14 protein-coding genes are annotated in these 16,573 nt (G+C 71.2%); 4 read left to right on the top strand and 10 right to left on the bottom strand.

The window, feature by feature from the left end:
* The first annotated feature begins 31 nt into the window (after positions 1-31).
* Positions 32-568, top strand: a complete 537-nt coding sequence (locus tag ACIRJP_RS19850; protein ID WP_404175552.1) for a flavin reductase family protein — start codon at positions 32-34, stop codon at positions 566-568.
* Complete coding sequence (locus ACIRJP_RS19845; protein WP_404175549.1) at positions 555-1,895, top strand: cation:proton antiporter; 1,341 nt, start codon at positions 555-557, stop codon at positions 1,893-1,895. Before ACIRJP_RS19850 ends, ACIRJP_RS19845 begins: the two co-directional genes overlap by 14 nt.
* Before the next feature lie 91 nt (positions 1,896-1,986).
* Here the strand turns inward: ACIRJP_RS19845 and trpD are convergent, their stop codons facing one another.
* The 8 genes from trpD to ACIRJP_RS19805 form a co-directional block, all read right to left on the bottom strand.
* Positions 1,987-3,096, bottom strand: coding sequence for an anthranilate phosphoribosyltransferase (gene trpD / locus ACIRJP_RS19840; protein ID WP_404175547.1), 1,110 nt, complete (start codon positions 3,094-3,096; stop codon positions 1,987-1,989).
* A gap of 19 nt (positions 3,097-3,115) precedes the next feature.
* Positions 3,116-3,394, bottom strand: a complete 279-nt coding sequence (locus tag ACIRJP_RS19835; RefSeq protein WP_404175544.1) for a hypothetical protein — start codon at positions 3,392-3,394, stop codon at positions 3,116-3,118.
* A gap of 198 nt (positions 3,395-3,592) precedes the next feature.
* Positions 3,593-4,183 (bottom strand): anthranilate synthase component II, encoded by a 591-nt coding sequence (locus ACIRJP_RS19830; RefSeq protein ID WP_404175541.1) that lies wholly within the window; start codon positions 4,181-4,183, stop codon positions 3,593-3,595.
* Complete coding sequence (locus ACIRJP_RS19825; RefSeq protein WP_404175538.1) at positions 4,180-5,715, bottom strand: anthranilate synthase component I family protein; 1,536 nt, start codon at positions 5,713-5,715, stop codon at positions 4,180-4,182. The genes ACIRJP_RS19830 and ACIRJP_RS19825 overlap by 4 nt, the downstream gene beginning before the upstream one ends.
* A gap of 12 nt (positions 5,716-5,727) precedes the next feature.
* Entirely contained in the window at positions 5,728-6,762 is a 1,035-nt protein-coding gene (gene sbnB / locus ACIRJP_RS19820) for a 2,3-diaminopropionate biosynthesis protein SbnB (protein ID WP_404175535.1), read from the bottom strand.
* A 154-nt stretch (positions 6,763-6,916) separates the two neighbouring features.
* Positions 6,917-9,901, bottom strand: a complete 2,985-nt coding sequence (locus ACIRJP_RS19815; protein ID WP_404175532.1) for a BTAD domain-containing putative transcriptional regulator — start codon at positions 9,899-9,901, stop codon at positions 6,917-6,919.
* A 333-nt stretch (positions 9,902-10,234) separates the two neighbouring features.
* Entirely contained in the window at positions 10,235-11,797 is a 1,563-nt protein-coding gene (locus ACIRJP_RS19810) for an acyl-CoA carboxylase subunit beta (RefSeq protein WP_404175833.1), read from the bottom strand.
* Between the two features lie 49 nt (positions 11,798-11,846).
* Positions 11,847-12,044: an acyl-CoA carboxylase subunit epsilon gene (locus ACIRJP_RS19805; RefSeq protein WP_404175529.1), complete on the bottom strand. Its 198-nt coding sequence runs from the start codon at positions 12,042-12,044 to the stop codon at positions 11,847-11,849.
* A 725-nt stretch (positions 12,045-12,769) separates the two neighbouring features.
* On the opposite strand from ACIRJP_RS19805, the gene ACIRJP_RS19800 reads away from it, so the two are divergent.
* The gene (locus tag ACIRJP_RS19800; protein WP_404175526.1) at positions 12,770-13,426 is read left to right on the top strand and encodes a TetR family transcriptional regulator; all 657 of its coding nucleotides are present in this window, start codon (positions 12,770-12,772) and stop codon (positions 13,424-13,426) included.
* A 138-nt stretch (positions 13,427-13,564) separates the two neighbouring features.
* On the top strand, positions 13,565-15,109 hold the full coding sequence (locus ACIRJP_RS19795) for an FAD-dependent monooxygenase (protein ID WP_404175523.1): 1,545 nt from the start codon (positions 13,565-13,567) through the stop codon (positions 15,107-15,109).
* A gap of 10 nt (positions 15,110-15,119) precedes the next feature.
* Here the strand turns inward: ACIRJP_RS19795 and ACIRJP_RS19790 are convergent, their stop codons facing one another.
* Complete coding sequence (locus ACIRJP_RS19790; RefSeq protein WP_404175520.1) at positions 15,120-16,001, bottom strand: alpha/beta fold hydrolase; 882 nt, start codon at positions 15,999-16,001, stop codon at positions 15,120-15,122.
* 58 nt (positions 16,002-16,059) lie between these two features.
* A complete protein-coding gene (locus tag ACIRJP_RS19785) occupies positions 16,060-16,503 on the bottom strand; it encodes a nuclear transport factor 2 family protein (protein ID WP_404175517.1) in 444 nt (147 codons plus the stop codon).
* Positions 16,504-16,573 lie beyond the last annotated feature (70 nt).

Here is a 16,573-nt window from a genome sequence, read left to right as displayed (position 1 = left end):
CGCGCGGCACACGTCTTCGACAGGAGAAACCATGACCGACCGGCCCGTTCCGGAAGCCGACATACGCCCGCTGATGGGCAGTTTCCCCTCCGGCGTCTCCGTGGTGACGACGCTCGACGCCGACGGCACGCCCCGCGGGATGACCTGCAGTTCCCTGGCGAGCGTGGCGCTCTCCCCGCCGACGCTCGTGATCTGCCTGCGCACGGCGAGCCCCACCACCGAATCCGTGCTGTCCAGTGGGCAGTTGGCCCTCAACCTGCTGCACGAGGACGCGCACGGCACCTCCGACCTCTTCAGCTCCGGCAACCCCGACCGGTTCGCGCTGAGCGAGTGGCGGCTGCCGCTGGGCGCGGGCGGCCCGCATCTGACGGAGGCCGCGCACGCCATCGCCGACTGCGCGGTGGTCGGTACGCGCGAGGTCGGGGACCACACCACGGTCTTCGTGCAGGTACGGCGGTTCACCGCCGACGAGTCCGCCCAGCCGCTGTTGTACGGGCGGCGCCGTTACGCACGCTGGTCGGACGCCACGGCGACCGCCAAGGAAGGAGCCGGCCGTGTCGGCACGTGACCCCCTGCCCGATCTCCTGATCGCGATCCCGGTGGTCATCCTGGTGTGCCAGGCGGGCGCCCAGCTGTTCCGCAGGTTCGGGCAGCCGCCGGTCATCGGTGAGATCACCCTCGGCATCATGCTGGGACCGTCGCTGCTGGGCTGGATCTCGCCCGCGGCACAGACCTGGCTGTTCCCCGAGTCGGTGCTGCCGTACATCAGCGCCTTCGGCAACATCGGCCTGCTGGCCTTCATGTTCCTGATCGGCCTCGAACTGGATCTCGGCACATTGCGCGGCCATCGCGGGACCGCGGTCGCGGTCAGTCAGGCCAGCATCGCCCTGCCGCTGGCCCTGGGCTCGCTGCTGGCCCTCGCGATGTTCGGCTCGTTCGCGCCGCCGGGCGTGGGCCGGTTGCCGTTCGTGCTGTTCATCGCCGTGTCGATGAGCATCACCGCGTTCCCCGTCCTCGCCAGGGTCCTCACCGACCGGGGCCTGGTCGGTACCCGGATCGGCTCGCTGGCCATGGCCTGCGCTGCGGTCGACGACGTGACCGCCTGGTGCCTGCTGGCGGCGGTGGTCGCGGTGTCGACGAGCGGTTCGCCGGCCGAGGCGCTGACGACGGCGGCACTCGCCGCGGTCTTCCTCGCCGTCATGGTCTACGCGCTGCGTCCGCTGCTCGCCCGCTGGGCAAAGCGGGCCGAGCGGACCGTGGACGGTGTGGTCCTCGTCGTCCTGTTCAGCGGCCTGTGCCTCTCCGCACTGGCCACCGACAGGATCGGCGTGCACGCGCTGTTCGGCGCCTTCGTCTTCGGCCTGGTCACGCCTCGGGGATCCAGGGTCATCGAGCGCTGCACGGCCCGGCTGCGCGCGTTCTCGGTTCCGGTGCTGCTGCCGCTGTTCTTCGTCGCCACCGGGCTGCGCACCGATGTCTCGCTGCTGGCCGGCGACCCGGTCCAGTGGCTGTGGGCGCTGGCCGTGCTCGCCGTCGCGATGCTCGGCAAGTGGGGCGGGAGCACGGCCGGGGCCCGGCTGTCGGGTCAGTCCTGGCGCGACTCCCTGGCGATCGGGGCCCTGATGAACTGCCGGGGCCTGACCGAGCTGGTGGTGCTGAACCTGGGGCTCGAACTCGGTGTGATCGGGCCCGATCTGTTCACCATGCTGGTCCTGATGGCACTGATCACCACAGGCCTCACGTCGCCGGCCCTCTCCTGGATCCGGCGCGAGAAGTTCCGCGGTTCCCGGCGGACGGGGTCCGAGGCGGCCGCCCGCGACGACGCGGAGCCGGCGGCGGCCGGCGGAGCGGACCTGGAGCGGGACCAGGCTCTCGAACCCACCGCTGCCAGGTGACCGCGCGGACGCGCCATGGCCGTACCCACCGGTCTCCCGGGAAGTACCGCCATGGCGCCGTCCACGGTCCGCGTCCGTCCCGGGTGCCCGCTCACGCCGCCGTGGCGACCCGGGTGACCGGGGCTTCGGCGACCGGGGCGTCGGTGTGCGGGGCCGAGGTGGCCCGTACCCACCGGTCGAGGGTGTCGGCCGCGGCGCCGGAGTCGATCGCCCGGCCCGCCGCTTCCACCGCCCAGCCCAGGCGTTCGGTGACGGTACGTCCCCCGGTGGGTTCGCCCGCCACGAGCGCGGCGCCCGCGGAGAGCAGCACCGCGTCCCGTACCGGGCCGCGCTCACCGTCCAGGATCCGCCGGGCGACGGCCGCGTTGTACGCGGCGTCCTCCCCGCGCAGCGCCTCCAGCGGTGCGAGCGCGATCCCCACGTCGCGCGGGTCGAACCGCTCCTGCCTGATGTCGCCGTCGTCCACGGTCAGCACGGTCGACGTGGTGGTGACGGTGAGCTCGTCGAGCCCGTCGTCGCCCCGGAAGACCAGGCCCCGGCCGCCGGCCCGGGCCAGTGCTCCGGCGATCAGCGGCAGCAGCCGGGCGTCGGCGACCCCGACCGCCTGGGCGGTGGGCGTCGCCGGATTGGTCAGCGGGCCCAGTGCGTTGAAGACGGTCGGGATGCCGAGCTGTTTGCGCGGCCCCGCCGCGTGACGCATCGCCGGGTGGAAGTCCGGCGCGAAGCAGAAGGTGATGCCCGCCTCGTCGACCACGGCGGCGATCCGCTCGGGCGGCAGCCGCAGGGTGACACCCAGTGCTTCCAGTACGTCGGCGGAGCCGGAGGCCGAACTCGCCGCACGGTTGCCGTGCTTGACGACCCGTGCCCCCGCTCCCGCCGCGACGATCGCGGACATCGTGGAGATATTGACCGTGCGTGCGCCGTCGCCCCCGGTGCCCACCACGTCGACGGTCCTCCCCGGCACGTCGATGTGTACGGCATGGGCCAGCATCCCGTGTACGAGCCCTTCGAGCTCGCCCACGGTCTCGCCCTTGGCCCGCAGGGCCACCAGGAAGCCGGCGATCTGTGCGTCGGTCGCGCGGCCCCGCATCACCTGGTCCATCACCCAGGCGGTGTCGACGGCGGTGAGATCCCGGCCGTCGAGCACCTGCCCCAGCAACGGGGGCCAGGAGCGGTCCTGTTCGGGTGTCGTGGCGCTCACTGGTCTTCTCCTTCTTCGGTCAGGCGCTCGGCGCCGGGTGCCACGGGTCGTCCAGCACCGATGCCTGGACGGCCACGGGGCTCGGGTGCCACGGGTCGTCCAGCACCGATGCCTGGACGGCCACGGGGCTCGGGTGCCACGGGTCGTCGAGCGGCGTGGCGGCGGCGGTGATGTAGGAGCCGACGCGGTCCGCCCGGCCGGCCTCCGAGACGGTCTGCACGGTGGCGAATATCGCCGCACCGGCGAGCGTCACGACGACGGTCTGCTGGATCTTGCCGGTGATCGCATTGAGCTTCATGATTCGTTTTCCCCCTGTGAACTGTTGCGGTTCGTTCCGACATCCAGAACATTAGGAAGGACCTGTTTCGAATCATTATCACCGGGACTTCCGCCCATCAGACGCAGCAATATATTTGATATAACCGCTGATCAGCGCCATTCGGACGCGAATATTCCAGCCGTCTGGAGGGTGTGTCCCACGGGACAGCCCTCAGTCTCAGGGGATCGATTTCAATTTCCGTCCGGCGGTCGTCAGGAAGTTGTCCAGGAGCCGCAGGCCGCCGACGGTGGTGATGGACTCGGGGTGGAACTGCACCCCTTCCACGGCGAGCGTGCGGTGCCGCAGCCCCATCACATAGCCGTCGTCCTGGGCGTGCGCGGTGGCGATCAGCGGGGGCGGCAGCGGTTCGTCGGCGATCAGCGAGTGATAGCGCGTGGCGGTCATCACCGGTTCCAGCCCCTCGAACACCCCGGCGCCGTCGTGGCGCACGAGGCTGGTCTTGCCGTGCTTGAGCCGCTCGGCGACCGTGACCCGGCCTCCGTAGGCCAGGCAGATCGCCTGGTGGCCCAGGCAGATGCCGAGCAGCGGTACGGACCCGGCGAAGGTGCGCACCAGCTCGACGTGGCCCGAGTCGGCCGCGTGGCCGGGCCCCGGGCCCAGGACGACCGCGTCGGGCCTCGTGCCGGCGAGCTGCTGCGGGGTGCGGGTGTGCGAGCGGACGACGTCGGTGTCGGCGCCCAGGGTGCGCAGGTACTGGTCGATGATGTGGGTGAAACTGTCGTACGCGTCGACGAGCAGGACCTTCACGGCAGCAGCTCCTCCCCGGTCAGCGACCAGTAGGCCGCGCCCATCTTGTGCAGGGTCTCCCGCCACTCGGCCCCGGGGGACGAGTCGGCGACGATGCCCGCGCAGCTCTGGGTGGAGTAGGTGCCGCTGCGGCCGTCGTGCACGATCGTGCGGATGCACAGGGCGAGTTGGCTCCAGCCACGCAGGTCGACGAGGCCGACGGCGCCCGCGTACATGCCGCGCGGCTCGCTCTCCAGCTCCTCGATGATCTCCATGGCGCGGATCTTGGGCGCGCCGGTGACGGTGCCCGCCGGGAAGGTGGCGCGCAGCACGGACCAGGTGTCGTCCTCGGGGGCGAGGGTGCCCTCGACGGTGGAGACGAGATGGAAGACGTGCGAGTACGTCTCCACCGTCATCAGCCCGTGCGCCTCCAGCGTGCCGGGCAGGCAGACCCGGCCGATGTCGTTGCGGCACAGGTCGACGAGCATGACGTGCTCGGCCCGTTCCTTCTCGTCGGCGACGAGGCGGGCGACCCGGGGCTCGTCGATGCCGGGGTCGCCGCTGCGCGGCGCGGTCCCGGCGATGGGCCGCATGACGACCTTGCCGACCTCGGTACGGAAGAGCACTTCGGGGCTGGCGCCGATGACGGTGCGCCCGTCGCGCGGGACGAGGTACATGTACGGGGACGGGTTGCGGCCGCGCAGCCGCCGGTAGACCTCGAAGGGTTCGAGGTCGGATTCGACGTCGATGCGGTGGCCGATCTGGATCTGGTAGATGTCGCCGACGCCGATGTGCTCCAGGCAGCGCCGGGCCCGCGCGAGGAAGGTCTGCTCGTCGCAGGTGTCCCGTACGGCGTGCGGCTTCGGCGCCTCGGGCAGGACCTCGGATACCCGGCCGACGGCGGCGACCGCCGCGACGGTCTCCTCGCTCAGGTCGAGGGGTTCCGGGTCGGGGAAGGCGTCGCTGTGCGCGGTGAGTCTGCGCACGGTGCCCGGTTCGGGGCCGTACCAGACGGTCTCGCGGAAGAGGCCGAGCACGATGTCGGGTTCGCCGTGGTCCCGCTCGCCCCGGTCGGGCAGGGTCTCCATGTGCCAGGCGGAGCCGTAGCCGAAGGTGGCGAGGAAGCCGAAGGCGTAGCTGTCGTGGGGCCGGCCGGTCTCCACGGTGAACAGGTCCTGGACGGTGCGCAGCAGTTGCCAGAGCTGGTCGCCGTGGAGGAGACCGCGTTCGTTGCCGGGCCGGGGGGCTAGGCCGAGTCCGTCGGCGGCCGCGAGGGCCGCGGCGACGACGGCCTCGGCGCCGTCGACCGAGATCCGGTCGGCGTGCACCCGGATCTCGGCGAGCAGTCCGTGGCCCACGACGGTGGCTCCGGGAGACTGTCCGGGGCCTTCGCGGCTCTCCAGCAGGAAGACGTCGTGCGCCGACTGCTCGCGCAGCGCGGCGTAAAGGTCGAGCGGTTCGTGCGGGGCGAGGGCGGTCTCCTCCACACGTACGGTGATGGAACCCGGGCCGGGCCCTGCGGGCCGGGGCGGGCTGTCGAGCAGAGTGGTCACGGTCGTCTCATCTCAGCCGTATCGGCGCATCTCGTGGAAGAAGTCGTCCACGACGGCGAGTTGGCCGTCGGCGCGCAGGGTTTCGTAGATGTGTCCGCCGACCGCGAGGTCCAGGACGCCGAGCCCGAAGGGTGAGAAGACGACGGGCCGGTCGTCGGGGATCTTCAGGTCGCCGGTGAGTACGTCGTACAGGGTGCCGTCGATGAACTCCCGGTTACCGCTGAGCTGTTCGGCGAGATGCGGGGAGGTGTCGGCCTTGAGGCAGTGGTCGATGTCGTCGACGACGTTGGTGGCCGCGAGGATCACCTCGGGCGACAGGTCGCGCAGCGACACGTGCAGGACCAGCGGGTTGTGGGTGAACCACGCCGGGTCGGTGACGTGCGGGGCTCCGGCGACGGTCGCGAAGACGACGACGTCGCTGGAGCGGATCAGCTCTTCGGGGCCGGTGTGCAGGGTGACCGTGCCGTTGTCGCCCTCGCGCTCCAGGTGTTCGGCGAAGCCCCGGGCGTGCTCCTCCGACAGGTCGTGCACCCCGGTCTCCTCGAAGCTCCAGCCGGTGCCCACGAGGTACTGGTGGATGAACCGGGCGATCAGGCCGGTGCCGAAGAAGCCGATCCGGCGCGGCCGGTCACGCCCCTCGGTGAGCCGGTCCGCGGCGAGCGCCGCCGAGGCGGCGGTGCGGGCCGCGCTGATGATGGAGCTCTCCAGACAGGCCAGCGGGTAGCCGGTGGCCGGGTCGTTGAGGATGAGCACGGCGGAGGCCCGGGGAATCCCGGCCGCCACGTTCTCGGGGAAGCTGGAGATCCATTTGATGCCGTCGACGGGTGCGGCGCCGCCGAGGGAGGCGGGCAGCGCGATGATGCGTGAGGTGGGACGGTCGGGGAAGCGCAGGAAATAGGAGGGCGGGTTGACCGTGTCACCGCCACCGTGCACGCGGTAGGCCGACTCGATCAGCCGGACAACTTCCTCGTGCCGGCCGTCGAGGACTCGGTGCACCTGCGCGCCGGGAATCACGGCGAACGAGGGCACCCCGGGGGTAGGCGGCATCACAGACTCCACAGCTCTCGGGAAACCGAATTTCTGTGATGACGCTAGCCATCGGCCTTATCGGCGTGATATCGCCGGATTAAGCCCTTCCGCAAAGCGGGCCCTGTCCCACCACCCGGGGCCGGCCCTGGAAAAATGGCCGGCCCCTTTCTTCCTATTCGCCGATGCCCACCTCCGGGGCGACTGCCGGCGGGACCTCTGCGGAGACATCCGGGGATCCGCTGAGCTCCCGGGCCACCTCCTCCTGCCAGTGCGTGGCCCCTCTCCGGGTGAACAGCTCCTTGGCGCCCAGGAGTTCGGCGCGGGCCTCCTCCTCGCGGCCCAGCTCCCGCAGGAGTACGCCGAGTTTCAGCCGGATCGATCCCTCAACAACGGGGCTGCCGAGCTCGCGGGCGACCTTGCGGCCCTGGACGTACGCGGTCTCGGCCGATTCGAGCGCGCCGAGCGCCACCCGGGCCTGGCCGAGTCCGTACAGGGCGTGCGCGAGGCCATGGGTGTCGGCCTTCGCCCGGGACAGCTCCTCCACCCGCAGGTACGACTCCTCGGCCTCCTCCGCCCGCCCGGACAGCAGCTGCGCGCTGCCCAGCCGGTACAGGCACTGGGCGAGGCTGCGCGAGGCGCCGGGGTCCATGGACTCCGCGACCCGTACCGCGTCCCGGGCGTGGCCGAGGCTGGCCTCGTAGTTGCCCCGGTCCAGCTCCAGCTGGGCCATGTTCTGGAGGACGGACGACTCCGACGAGAGGTCGCCGGCCTCGCGGAAGATGGGCAGGGCCCCGCGCAGCCGGTCCGCCGCCGCGTCGGGGTCGCCCTGGAGGCGGTGGACGACCGCGAGGTTGCGCAGGACCAGGGCGCGGCCCAGCCGTTCGTCCAGGTCTCCGTACAGCTCAAGCGCCTCCTCGGAGCGCGCCTTCGCCTCGTCCATGCTCTGCCGCATCAGCGCGGCGGCCCCGGTGTGGTGCAGCATGACCGCCTGGCCCAGGCGGTCGTCGGCGGCGCGGGCCGCGTCCAGGGCGTGCTCCGCGCAGCTCTCCCAGTTCTCCACGTAGCTGCGCGTCTCGAAGAGCACGGACGCGGACCCCGTGAGGTCCCAGGCGAGATCGGCCATGCCCATCCGGGCCGCCTGCTCGACCATGCCGACCAGGCAGAGCCGCTCCGCCTCGAACCAGGCCAGCGGGTCCGAGAGCAGCTCCTCCAGCAGGTCCGTGTCGATGGTGGCCGGCTCGGTGCCGCTGTGCACGATGCTGAACTCCCCGCCGCTCTCCCGGCGGTGGGCCTCGCGGGCAATGGTCAGGGCGGTGCGGAAGACCCGGCGGCAGGCCTCCCGCCAGGCCTCGTCCGACTCCTCGTCCCGGGCGCGCTCCCCCGCGTACAGACGCAGCAGGTTCTGGAAGCGGTAGCGCAGCCGCCCGGTCGCGTCGACGCCGACGACCTCCAGGAACTGGGTGTCCACCAGGTCCTCCAGGAGCAGCTCCGCGTCGATCACGTCGACATCGAGCAGCGCGGCGGCCACCCACGAGGTGAAGTCCGGTACGTCGGCGAGGCCGAGGCGCCGGTAGAGGCGGGCCGCGTGGGGGGAAAGGTAGCGGTAGCTGAGCTCGAACCCGGCCCGTACCCGGGAATCCCCCTGGCTCAGCTCGTCGAGCCTGCGCCGCTCGTCGCTGAGCCTGGTCACCAGGTGCCGTACCGTCCAGTGCGGCTTGGACGCGAGGCGGGCGGCGGCGATGCGCAGGGCGAGCGGCAGCCGGTCGCAGAGCTCGACCAGCCGGTTCGCGTCCGCGCAGGCGGCGATCCGTTCCTCGCCGGCGATCTTGGCGACGAGTTCGACGGCCGCGCCTGGCGGCAGGACGCCCAGGTGGACGCGGGCCTCCTGCGGCCAGGTCACCAGCTGCTCCAGCTGGTCGCGGCTGGTGACGACCACACAGCTGGCGCCGCTGCCCGGCAGCAGCGGGGCGACCTGGGCGTGGGTGCGCACATTGTCCAGGACGATCAGCGCGCGGCGTTCGGTGAGCAGGCTGCGGTAGAGCGCGATCCGCTCCTCCAGCGCCTCCGGGATCTGCTGCCCCGGCACGCCGAGCGAGCGCAGGAAGCGGCCGAGGACGTCGGCGACGGATGCGGGCTCGTGCTGTTCGTCGTAGCCGCGCAGGTCGGCGAAGAGCCGCCCGTCGGGGAAGCCGTCGGCGACCCGGTGCGCCCAGCGCAGGGCGAGACCGGACTTGCCGACCCCGGCGACACCGGTGATCAGGCCGACGGTGGGCGTCTGGAGCGCGGCCCCGGACTCGATCATCAGCGCGTCCAGGGCCGCGAGTTCGCTCTCGCGGCCGGTGAACCCCGGTACGTCCGGCGGAAGTTCGGAGGGGACCACGACGACCTCTGGCACCGCGGCCTCGGCTGCGACGGAGACCGGTCCGTCGGCCGGGGTCAACGAGGGGTCGTCGCGCAGGATCAGGTCGTGCAGTTCCTGGAGGTCCGGGCCCGGTTCGAGCCCGAGCTCCTCGATGAACTGCTCGCGCGCCTCCCGGTAGGACTCCATGGCCTCGGCGCGCCGGCCCGCCCGGTACTGGGCGAGCATCTGGTGGTACCTGGTCCGTTCGCGCAGCGGGTTCTCCTGCACGACCCCGCCGAGCTCGGGCAGCAGCTCGTAGTGGCGCCCCAACGCCAGCTGGACGGCGGTGGCGTCGTCGTAGGCGTTGAGCCGGTACTCACCGAGTCGGCCGGCCTCCTCCTCGACGAGCAGCCCGGACACCCCGGCGAGCGCGGGCCCGCGCCACAGGTCGAGGGCGCGCCGGTACCGGCCCGCCGCGTCCTCCAGGCGCTGCTCCCGCACGTCGGTCTCCGCCTGCGCGACGAGAGCGGTGAACTCCACCGAGTCGATGCAGTGGCTCTCGGCGTCGAGGAGGTACCCCGGATGCGTGGTCACGATGGTGTCGTCGGCCGCGCCCTGCGCCTTGAACGTCTTGCGGAGCGCGGCGATGACGATGGCGATCTGGGTACGGGCGGTGGCGGGCGGGTTCCCGTTCCACACTTCGTGCACCAGAGTGTCCACCGGCACGGTTCGACCGGGATTGAGCAACAGCAGAGCGAGTGTGGTCCGTTGACGTGCCCCGCCGATGACCACCTTTCGCTCGCCCGACGTCACCATGAGTGGGCCAAGGATTTTGAATAAGAACCGTTCCCCCACCGGGCCTCCCGTTTCCCCCACCCCGAGGAATTCCGGGATCACATTACCCGTCCAGGAGTTCGAAACGGGTGATCGGGGACGAACTCTCGATGACCGATTTCCGGTGCCGGGCGCGGACATACCGCCGGGGACCGGTTACCTGTCATATGCGGTCACATCCGTACGGGTCCGATCGGCGACGATCGGACCCGCCACGGGTGGGACCACCGGCGGGACCAGGGCCGGAACCGGGGCCGGACCGGGGTCGCCAGGGCTCGGCGGGATCCCGTCTCCCGCACGTTCCGGCGCTTGCGTCTACTGCGGCGGGTTCCCGTGCTTACGGGACGGCAGGTCGGCGTGCTTGTTGCGGAGCATCGCCAGGGACTTGACGAGCACCTCCCGGGTTTCGGCCGGGTCGATGACGTTGTCCACGAGCCCGCGCTCGGCGGCGTAGTACGGGTGCATGAGCTCGGCCTTGTACTCCTCGACCATGCGGGCGCGCATCGCCTCCGGGTCCTCGGCGGCGGCGATCTGCCGGCGGAAGATGACGTTGGCGGCACCTTCGGCGCCCATCACCGCGATCTCGTTGGTCGGCCAGGCGTACGTCAGGTCCGCACCGATGGACTGGCTGTCCATCACGATGTACGCACCGCCGTATGCCTTGCGCAGAATGAGCGAGATCCGGGGCACGGTCGCGTTGCAGTACGCGTACAGCAGCTTGGCACCGTGCCGGATGATCCCGCCGTGCTCCTGGTCGACGCCGGGCAGAAAGCCGGGTACGTCCAGCAGAGTGATGATGGGGATGTTGAAGGCGTCGCACATCTGCACGAAGCGTGCGGCCTTCTCGGACGCCCCGATGTCCAGCACCCCGGCCAGCGACTGGGGCTGGTTGGCGACGATGCCGACGACCTGTCCGTCGAGCCGCGCCATGGCGCAGATGATGTTGCGGGCCCAGCGCTCGTGGACCTCCAGGTAGTCACCGTCGTCGACGAGCTCCTCGATGACCTGGCGCATGTCGTACGGCCGGTTGCCGTCGAGGGGCACGAGATCGAGGAGACCGTCGTTGCGCCGGTCGGCGGGGTCGCGGGTGGGCTGGACCGGCGGGTCCTGCCGGTTGTTGGAGGGCAGCATCCCGATCAGGTAGCGGACCTCGGCGATGCAGGTCTCCTCGTCGTCGTACGCGAAGTGCGCGACGCCCGAGGTCTCGGCGTGCACGTCCGCGCCGCCGAGCCCGTTCTGGGTGATCTCCTCACCGGTGACCGCCTTCACGACGTCCGGTCCGGTGATGAACATCTGCGAGGTCTCGCGGACCATGAACACGAAGTCCGTCAGCGCCGGGCTGTACGCCGCACCGCCCGCGCACGGGCCGAGCATCACACTGATCTGCGGAATCGCACCCGAGGCCCGGGTGTTGCGCTGGAAGATCCCGCCGTAACCCGCGAGCGCGCTGACACCCTCCTGGATACGGGCGCCGGCGCCGTCGTTCAGCGAAACCAGCGGCGCACCCGCCGAGATGGCCATGTCCATGATCTTGTGGATCTTCGTGGCGTGGGCCTCGCCCAGCGCACCGCCGAAGATCCGGAAGTCGTGGGCGAAGGCGAAGACGGTCCGGCCGTCCACGAGCCCCCAGCCGGTGATGACGCCGTCGGTGTACGGCCTCTTGTCCTCCAGCCCGAAGCCGGTGGCCCGGTGCCGCCGCAACTGCTCGACCTCGCAGAAGGTGCCCTCGTCGAAGAGGAGCGCCAGCCGCTCGTGCGCGGTCAGCTTGCCCTTGGCGTGCTGTGCCTCGGTCGCCTTCTCGCTCGGCCCGCTGCGGGCCAGCTCACGCAGGGCGTGCAGTTCCACGACACGACCCCGGACGTCGGCCGGGGCGCCCATGGCATCGACAGAAGCGGAGGGATCGACAATCGTCGTCATGGCGTCCCCCTCACTGCCAGCTGAGCGGGGCGTCGTACCGGTCCGCGTGCCGCCACCACCGCGACCCGGCGACGGACTGCCGCTGCGGCGGCTCCGCGCGATCGGCCCGCAACGCGAGCAACACCACGGTGAGCGCGGCCAGTTCCTCGTCGGTGGCCTGCCCCCGCTCGACGCTCAGCGCGATCCCGGAGCTCTCCGGACTGTCCATCTCACCCTCCTTCGCCTCCGGGGAGCTCACTGCGGAGAACCCCACGGCCCCTCATGGGACGACGGATTCCTTGCGAGGGACTACGCGGCTCCTATGCGGGGACCGTGATCGACCAGCGGGTCGTGGGCCGGCACCACCACGCGCTGGAGCACGTCCCAGCCGTCGTCGACGGCAGCCGCCGGCGGACTGTCCAGGGCGATGGCAGCTGGTCGGCCGGAGCCGCCCCGATGCCTGCTCCAGCGACGCGGGCCCCGACGTTCACGGCTTCGGCCGAGTCGGCGCCGCCTCCCACTGCTTCATCAACTCGCTTATAGAAGGAATTCCTGAATGCGCAAGCGTTGAGCACTGCTGCCCCCGGGCGTCGCGGCAATGGCCGTCATCGTCCCGCGCGCACCGTCCGCCCGGGCGGCGGACTGGACGCGCATCGGCATGTACGCGAGCAAGTCCCGGTGTGTCGACGCCGGTCAGCAGTACCAGCGCGAGGGTTGGTCCGAATGGAAGTGCGTGAACAGGCCCGCACGGGCGAGTACGGCCTCTCCATCCGCTGAGCCCGAGCAGCGCCGGAGGCCGGAAGCGGGACGTCAGCCACCGCACCGGCCCCCGGCCCTGTCACGGCGGCACTATCACCGCCCCGGGCGGACCACCTCGAAAGATATTTCCATATTGGCAAACTTTCTATTCTTGCAATCTTGCCGTGGCGGCAAGATTTGCCCTACGCTGCTCACATGACACCTGCAGACGAGGCCCGCACGAGCGGGCAGCCCGGACTCCGCGAGCGCAAGAAGCGGGAGACCCGGCTCGCCCTGAGCCAGACAGCGATCCGGCTCTGCGTGCTGCACGGCTGGGCCGATGTGACGGTCGATCAGATCGCGGCCGAGGCCAACGTCTCCGTCCGCACCTTCCGCAACTACTTCGCCGGCAAGGCCGAGGCGATCGCCGCCAGCCACCTGGATAGGATGCTCCAGGTCGCCGAGGACCTGCTGGCACGCCCGGCCGGCGAACCGCTCTGGGACTCGCTGCTCCACGCCGTCGTCGGCCGGTTCGTACCGTCGGAGACCCCCGCGTCCCCCAACGCACCGCAGAGCGAGCGGTGGCGCGAGGGCGTGCGGCTGATGCTGGGCGAACCCGCGCTGGCCGGTGAGATCGTCAAGGCCAACGCCGCCGCCCAGCAGGCGCTGGCCGAGGCCGTCGCACAGCGCACCGGCACCGACGCCGAACGTGACGTCTACCCGAAGCTGGTCGCGTCCGTGGTGGCGGCCGGCAGCGCGACGGCCGTCGAGCACAGCCTGCGCGCCGACGAACCCGCGCCGCTCGGCGCGGTCCTGGCCCAGGTCTTCGAGCAGCTCGCCGCCGGCCTGCCGGTCCCGGGCGGAGAGCGGTAACCACCCACCGCGTACCCGGCGCCGCCCTCTCCACTTCCGCAACGAGGAGCGGCAGCCGCCGCATGCCCGAACCCGCCCCTTACCTCCCCCCTTCCCTTCCCCTCACCTTCCCTTTTCCCGTACCGAGGAGGCACGACCGTGACAGCCGACGTGATCATCGTGGGAGGCGGCCCGAACGGGCTGATGCTGGCCTGCGAGCTGAGCCTGGCGGGCATCAGCCCGATCGTGCTTGAGCAGCTTCCGGAGCCCAGCACCGAGCCCAAGGCCAACGGCCTGCTCGGCCAGGTGGTGCGCCTGGCCGACCACCGCGGCCTGTACGAGCCGCTCAGCGGCAGCCCGGAGCCCCCGCAGCCGAACACCGCCTACTTCATGTTCGCCGCCATGGGCCTGGATCTCGGCCTGCTGGACGCCAGTCCGGTATTCGGCCTGGCCGCCCCGCAGCACCGCATCGTCCAGGTCCTGGAGGAGCGCGCCCGCTCGCTCGGCGTCGATCTGCGGCGCGGGCACCGGGTCGGTGCCGTCGTCCAGGACGAGGACGCCGTCACCCTCGACGTCACCGGCCCCGACGGCGACCGGCAGCTCCGCGCCCGCTACGTGGTCGGCGCGGACGGCGCGCACAGCGTGATCCGCAAGCTCTCCGGGATCGGGTTCCCCGGCGTCAGCCACGACCGCCGGACCAACCGCACCGCCCACGCCGTCGTCCCGGCCGACTGGGTCGATCCGGGCAACGGCGCCCTGACCGTTCCCGGCCACGGGCCGGTCCTGCCCTTCCTGCCCCACCGCACCGACCGGGGCGGCTTCTCCTACGCGCCGTTCCCCGGGCAGCCGCCGCTGGTCAGCACCACCGAGTGGGACCAGCCCGCGACGGACGAGCCGATGACCCTGGCCGAGATGGAGGCGAGTGTCCGCCGGGTCCTCGGCGTCGGCCTGCCGCTCGGCCCGCCGGACGGCACGGGCCCCCATGTGCTGCGGCGGCTGGCCGGCGGCAACACCCGGGTCGCCGACCGGTTCCGCGACCGCCGGGTCTTCCTCGTCGGCGACGCCGCCCACGTGTACGCCTCCGGCGGCGGCCCCGGGCTGAACCTGGGCCTGCGGGACGCCGCCAACCTCGGCTGGAAGCTTGCCGCCGCGCTGCGCGACACCGCTCCGCCCGGCCTGCTCGACAGCTACGACACCGAGCGCCGCCTGGCCGCCCGCCGCATGGTGCTCAACTCCGAGGCGCAGTCCGCGCTCACCGCCCCGGGGAGCGACACCACGGCCCTGCGCGAACTCTTCACCGAGCTGCTCACCGGCAAGGAGGTCGTCCAGCGCCTTGCCGACCTCACCGCGGGCACCGATGTGCGCTACGAGATGGGCATCGCCGATCCCCACCCCGCGGTCGGCCACTTCGCACCGGAGCTGGAGCTGATCACCGGGACGGAGAAGGTCCGGCTCGCCGAACTCGCCCGGAGCGCCCGGCCGTTGCTGATCGACCTGACCGAGGACCGGTCGGCGGTGGCCGTACTGGCGAAGGACCAGAACGCCGTCGATCCCGTCGTCGCACGGGGTGGCGGCCCGGCCGGTCTGTCCGCCCTGCTGATCCGCCCCGACGGATACGTGGCCTGGGCCAGCGGCTCACCCGTCCCGGACCCGGCCGAACTGGCCGCGCTGCGGGCGGCGGTCGAGCGCTGGTTCACGGTCTGAGCACGTCCGCTCAACGGGTGTGGGTCTCCAGGGCGTCGATGATCTCGGGCCAGAGTTCGCGAGGCCGGTCGTGCCCCATGTCGGCGAGCAGCAGGAGCTTCGCGCCAGGCACCAGCTCGGCGGTGCGCCTGCCCCCGCTGGGGTCGATCAGCGTGTCGTCCAGACCGTGGATCACCAGGGTCGGCACTCGGAGCTCGCGCAGCGCGTCGGTGCGTGGGCCGCTGAGGATCATGGCCGCGAGTTGCCGCCCGGCTCCGGTCGGGTAGTGGGCGCGGTCGTAGCTCCGGGCAGCCAGCTCACGCAGGGGCGCCGGGGTGCCGTACCGCTTGGAGGCCCACACCAGGTCCTTCTCCGCCGCCGCGATGTACCCCTCGCGATCCGATGGTTTCGGGCTGGAGACCACCGCCTGGGCCTCGGGGCTGGACCGTCCGTAGTCGGGCTCGCCGGTCGAGGACATCATCGACGTCAGGGTCAGCAGTCGCTCCGGCCGGCTGACGGCCATCGTCTGGGCGATCATGCCGCCCATCGAGGACCCGATCACGTGGGCCCGCTCGATGCCGAGCGCGGTGAGCAGGCCGAGGCCGTCGTCGGCCATGTCCTGCAGCGTGTAGGGCGCCATCGCTCGGGCGGACGAGATGTCTCCCGAGCTCACGGCTTCGATGAACCGGCCCATGTCGACGGGATGTTCGTCGAATGTGGTGGACAAGCCGCAGTCTCGGTTGTCGTACCGGATCACGTAGCGTCCACGTTCGGCGAGCGCGCGGCAGAAGTCCTCGTGCCAAGCGATCATCTGGGCGCTGAAACCCGTAACGAGCAGCACGGCCGGATCAGCGGGGTCGCCGAAGGTCTCGTACTCGATGGACACTCCGGGCAAAGCTTCGACAAGCGGCATGCAGGAAGTGTCCAGCATCGACCGTCCGCGCGCATCCGGGTTCGGCGCCGGGCAGCCCCTACGGCCTGTCCTCGGCCGCGGGGGCGAGGCCGTCGGAGACCAGCCCGTCGAGTACCGCCTGCCCCAGGGCGTGCACGGCGGACTGGGGGCGGACCATCACGGTGAACTCCTTGATCCGGCCCGCCGCGTCGAACTGGAGCAGGTCGATGCCGTGGATCTGCTTGCCGTTCACGGTGGCCCGGAAGACCAGGACCGTCGACGGGGCCTCTTCGCCGTCGGCACTCGTCTCGGCCGAGCCCTCGAAGTGTCCGACGTAGCGGAAGTCCTCGAAGGTGCGCAGCAGTACGCCGAAGAGCCCCAGCACCATGCGCCGGCCCTCGAAGGGGGTGAACTTCACGGGGCTGTAGAGGCGGATGTCCTCGGTGAACAGGTCGCTCAGCGCGGCCAGTTCCCTCTTCTCCACCGCCGCACGGAAACGTTCGGTGGTCTTCGCAGCCTCCATGGCTCCTCCTGATGCTCAGAAATACTCAAGAATATGACTAATCATTTTCTTGAGTATGATGCAGCGGCGG

The sequence above is a fragment of the Streptomyces sp. NPDC102437 genome (assembly GCF_044765565.1).
Taxonomy (GTDB): Bacteria; Actinomycetota; Actinomycetes; order Streptomycetales; family Streptomycetaceae; genus Streptomyces.
Note: the sequence above shows the minus strand (reverse complement) of the source record. Positions and strands in the feature narration are given on the sequence as shown.

Bases quoted from the DNA above. Each gene is read 5' to 3' on its own strand.
- ACIRJP_RS19850 (WP_404175552.1), top strand. From the start codon at position 32: ATGACCGACCGGCCCGTTCCGGAAGCCGACATACGCCCGCTGATGGGC.
- ACIRJP_RS19835 (WP_404175544.1), bottom strand. From the start codon at position 3,394: ATGAAGCTCAATGCGATCACCGGCAAGATCCAGCAGACCGTCGTCGTG.
- sbnB (WP_404175535.1), bottom strand. From the start codon at position 6,762: ATGCCGCCTACCCCCGGGGTGCCCTCGTTCGCCGTGATTCCCGGCGCG.
- ACIRJP_RS19815 (WP_404175532.1), bottom strand. From the start codon at position 9,901: ATGGTGACGTCGGGCGAGCGAAAGGTGGTCATCGGCGGGGCACGTCAA.
- ACIRJP_RS19810 (WP_404175833.1), bottom strand. From the start codon at position 11,797: ATGGGCGCCCCGGCCGACGTCCGGGGTCGTGTCGTGGAACTGCACGCC.
- ACIRJP_RS19805 (WP_404175529.1), bottom strand. From the start codon at position 12,044: ATGGACAGTCCGGAGAGCTCCGGGATCGCGCTGAGCGTCGAGCGGGGG.
- ACIRJP_RS19800 (WP_404175526.1), top strand. From the start codon at position 12,770: ATGACACCTGCAGACGAGGCCCGCACGAGCGGGCAGCCCGGACTCCGC.
- ACIRJP_RS19790 (WP_404175520.1), bottom strand. From the start codon at position 16,001: ATGCCGCTTGTCGAAGCTTTGCCCGGAGTGTCCATCGAGTACGAGACC.
- ACIRJP_RS19785 (WP_404175517.1), bottom strand. From the start codon at position 16,503: ATGGAGGCTGCGAAGACCACCGAACGTTTCCGTGCGGCGGTGGAGAAG.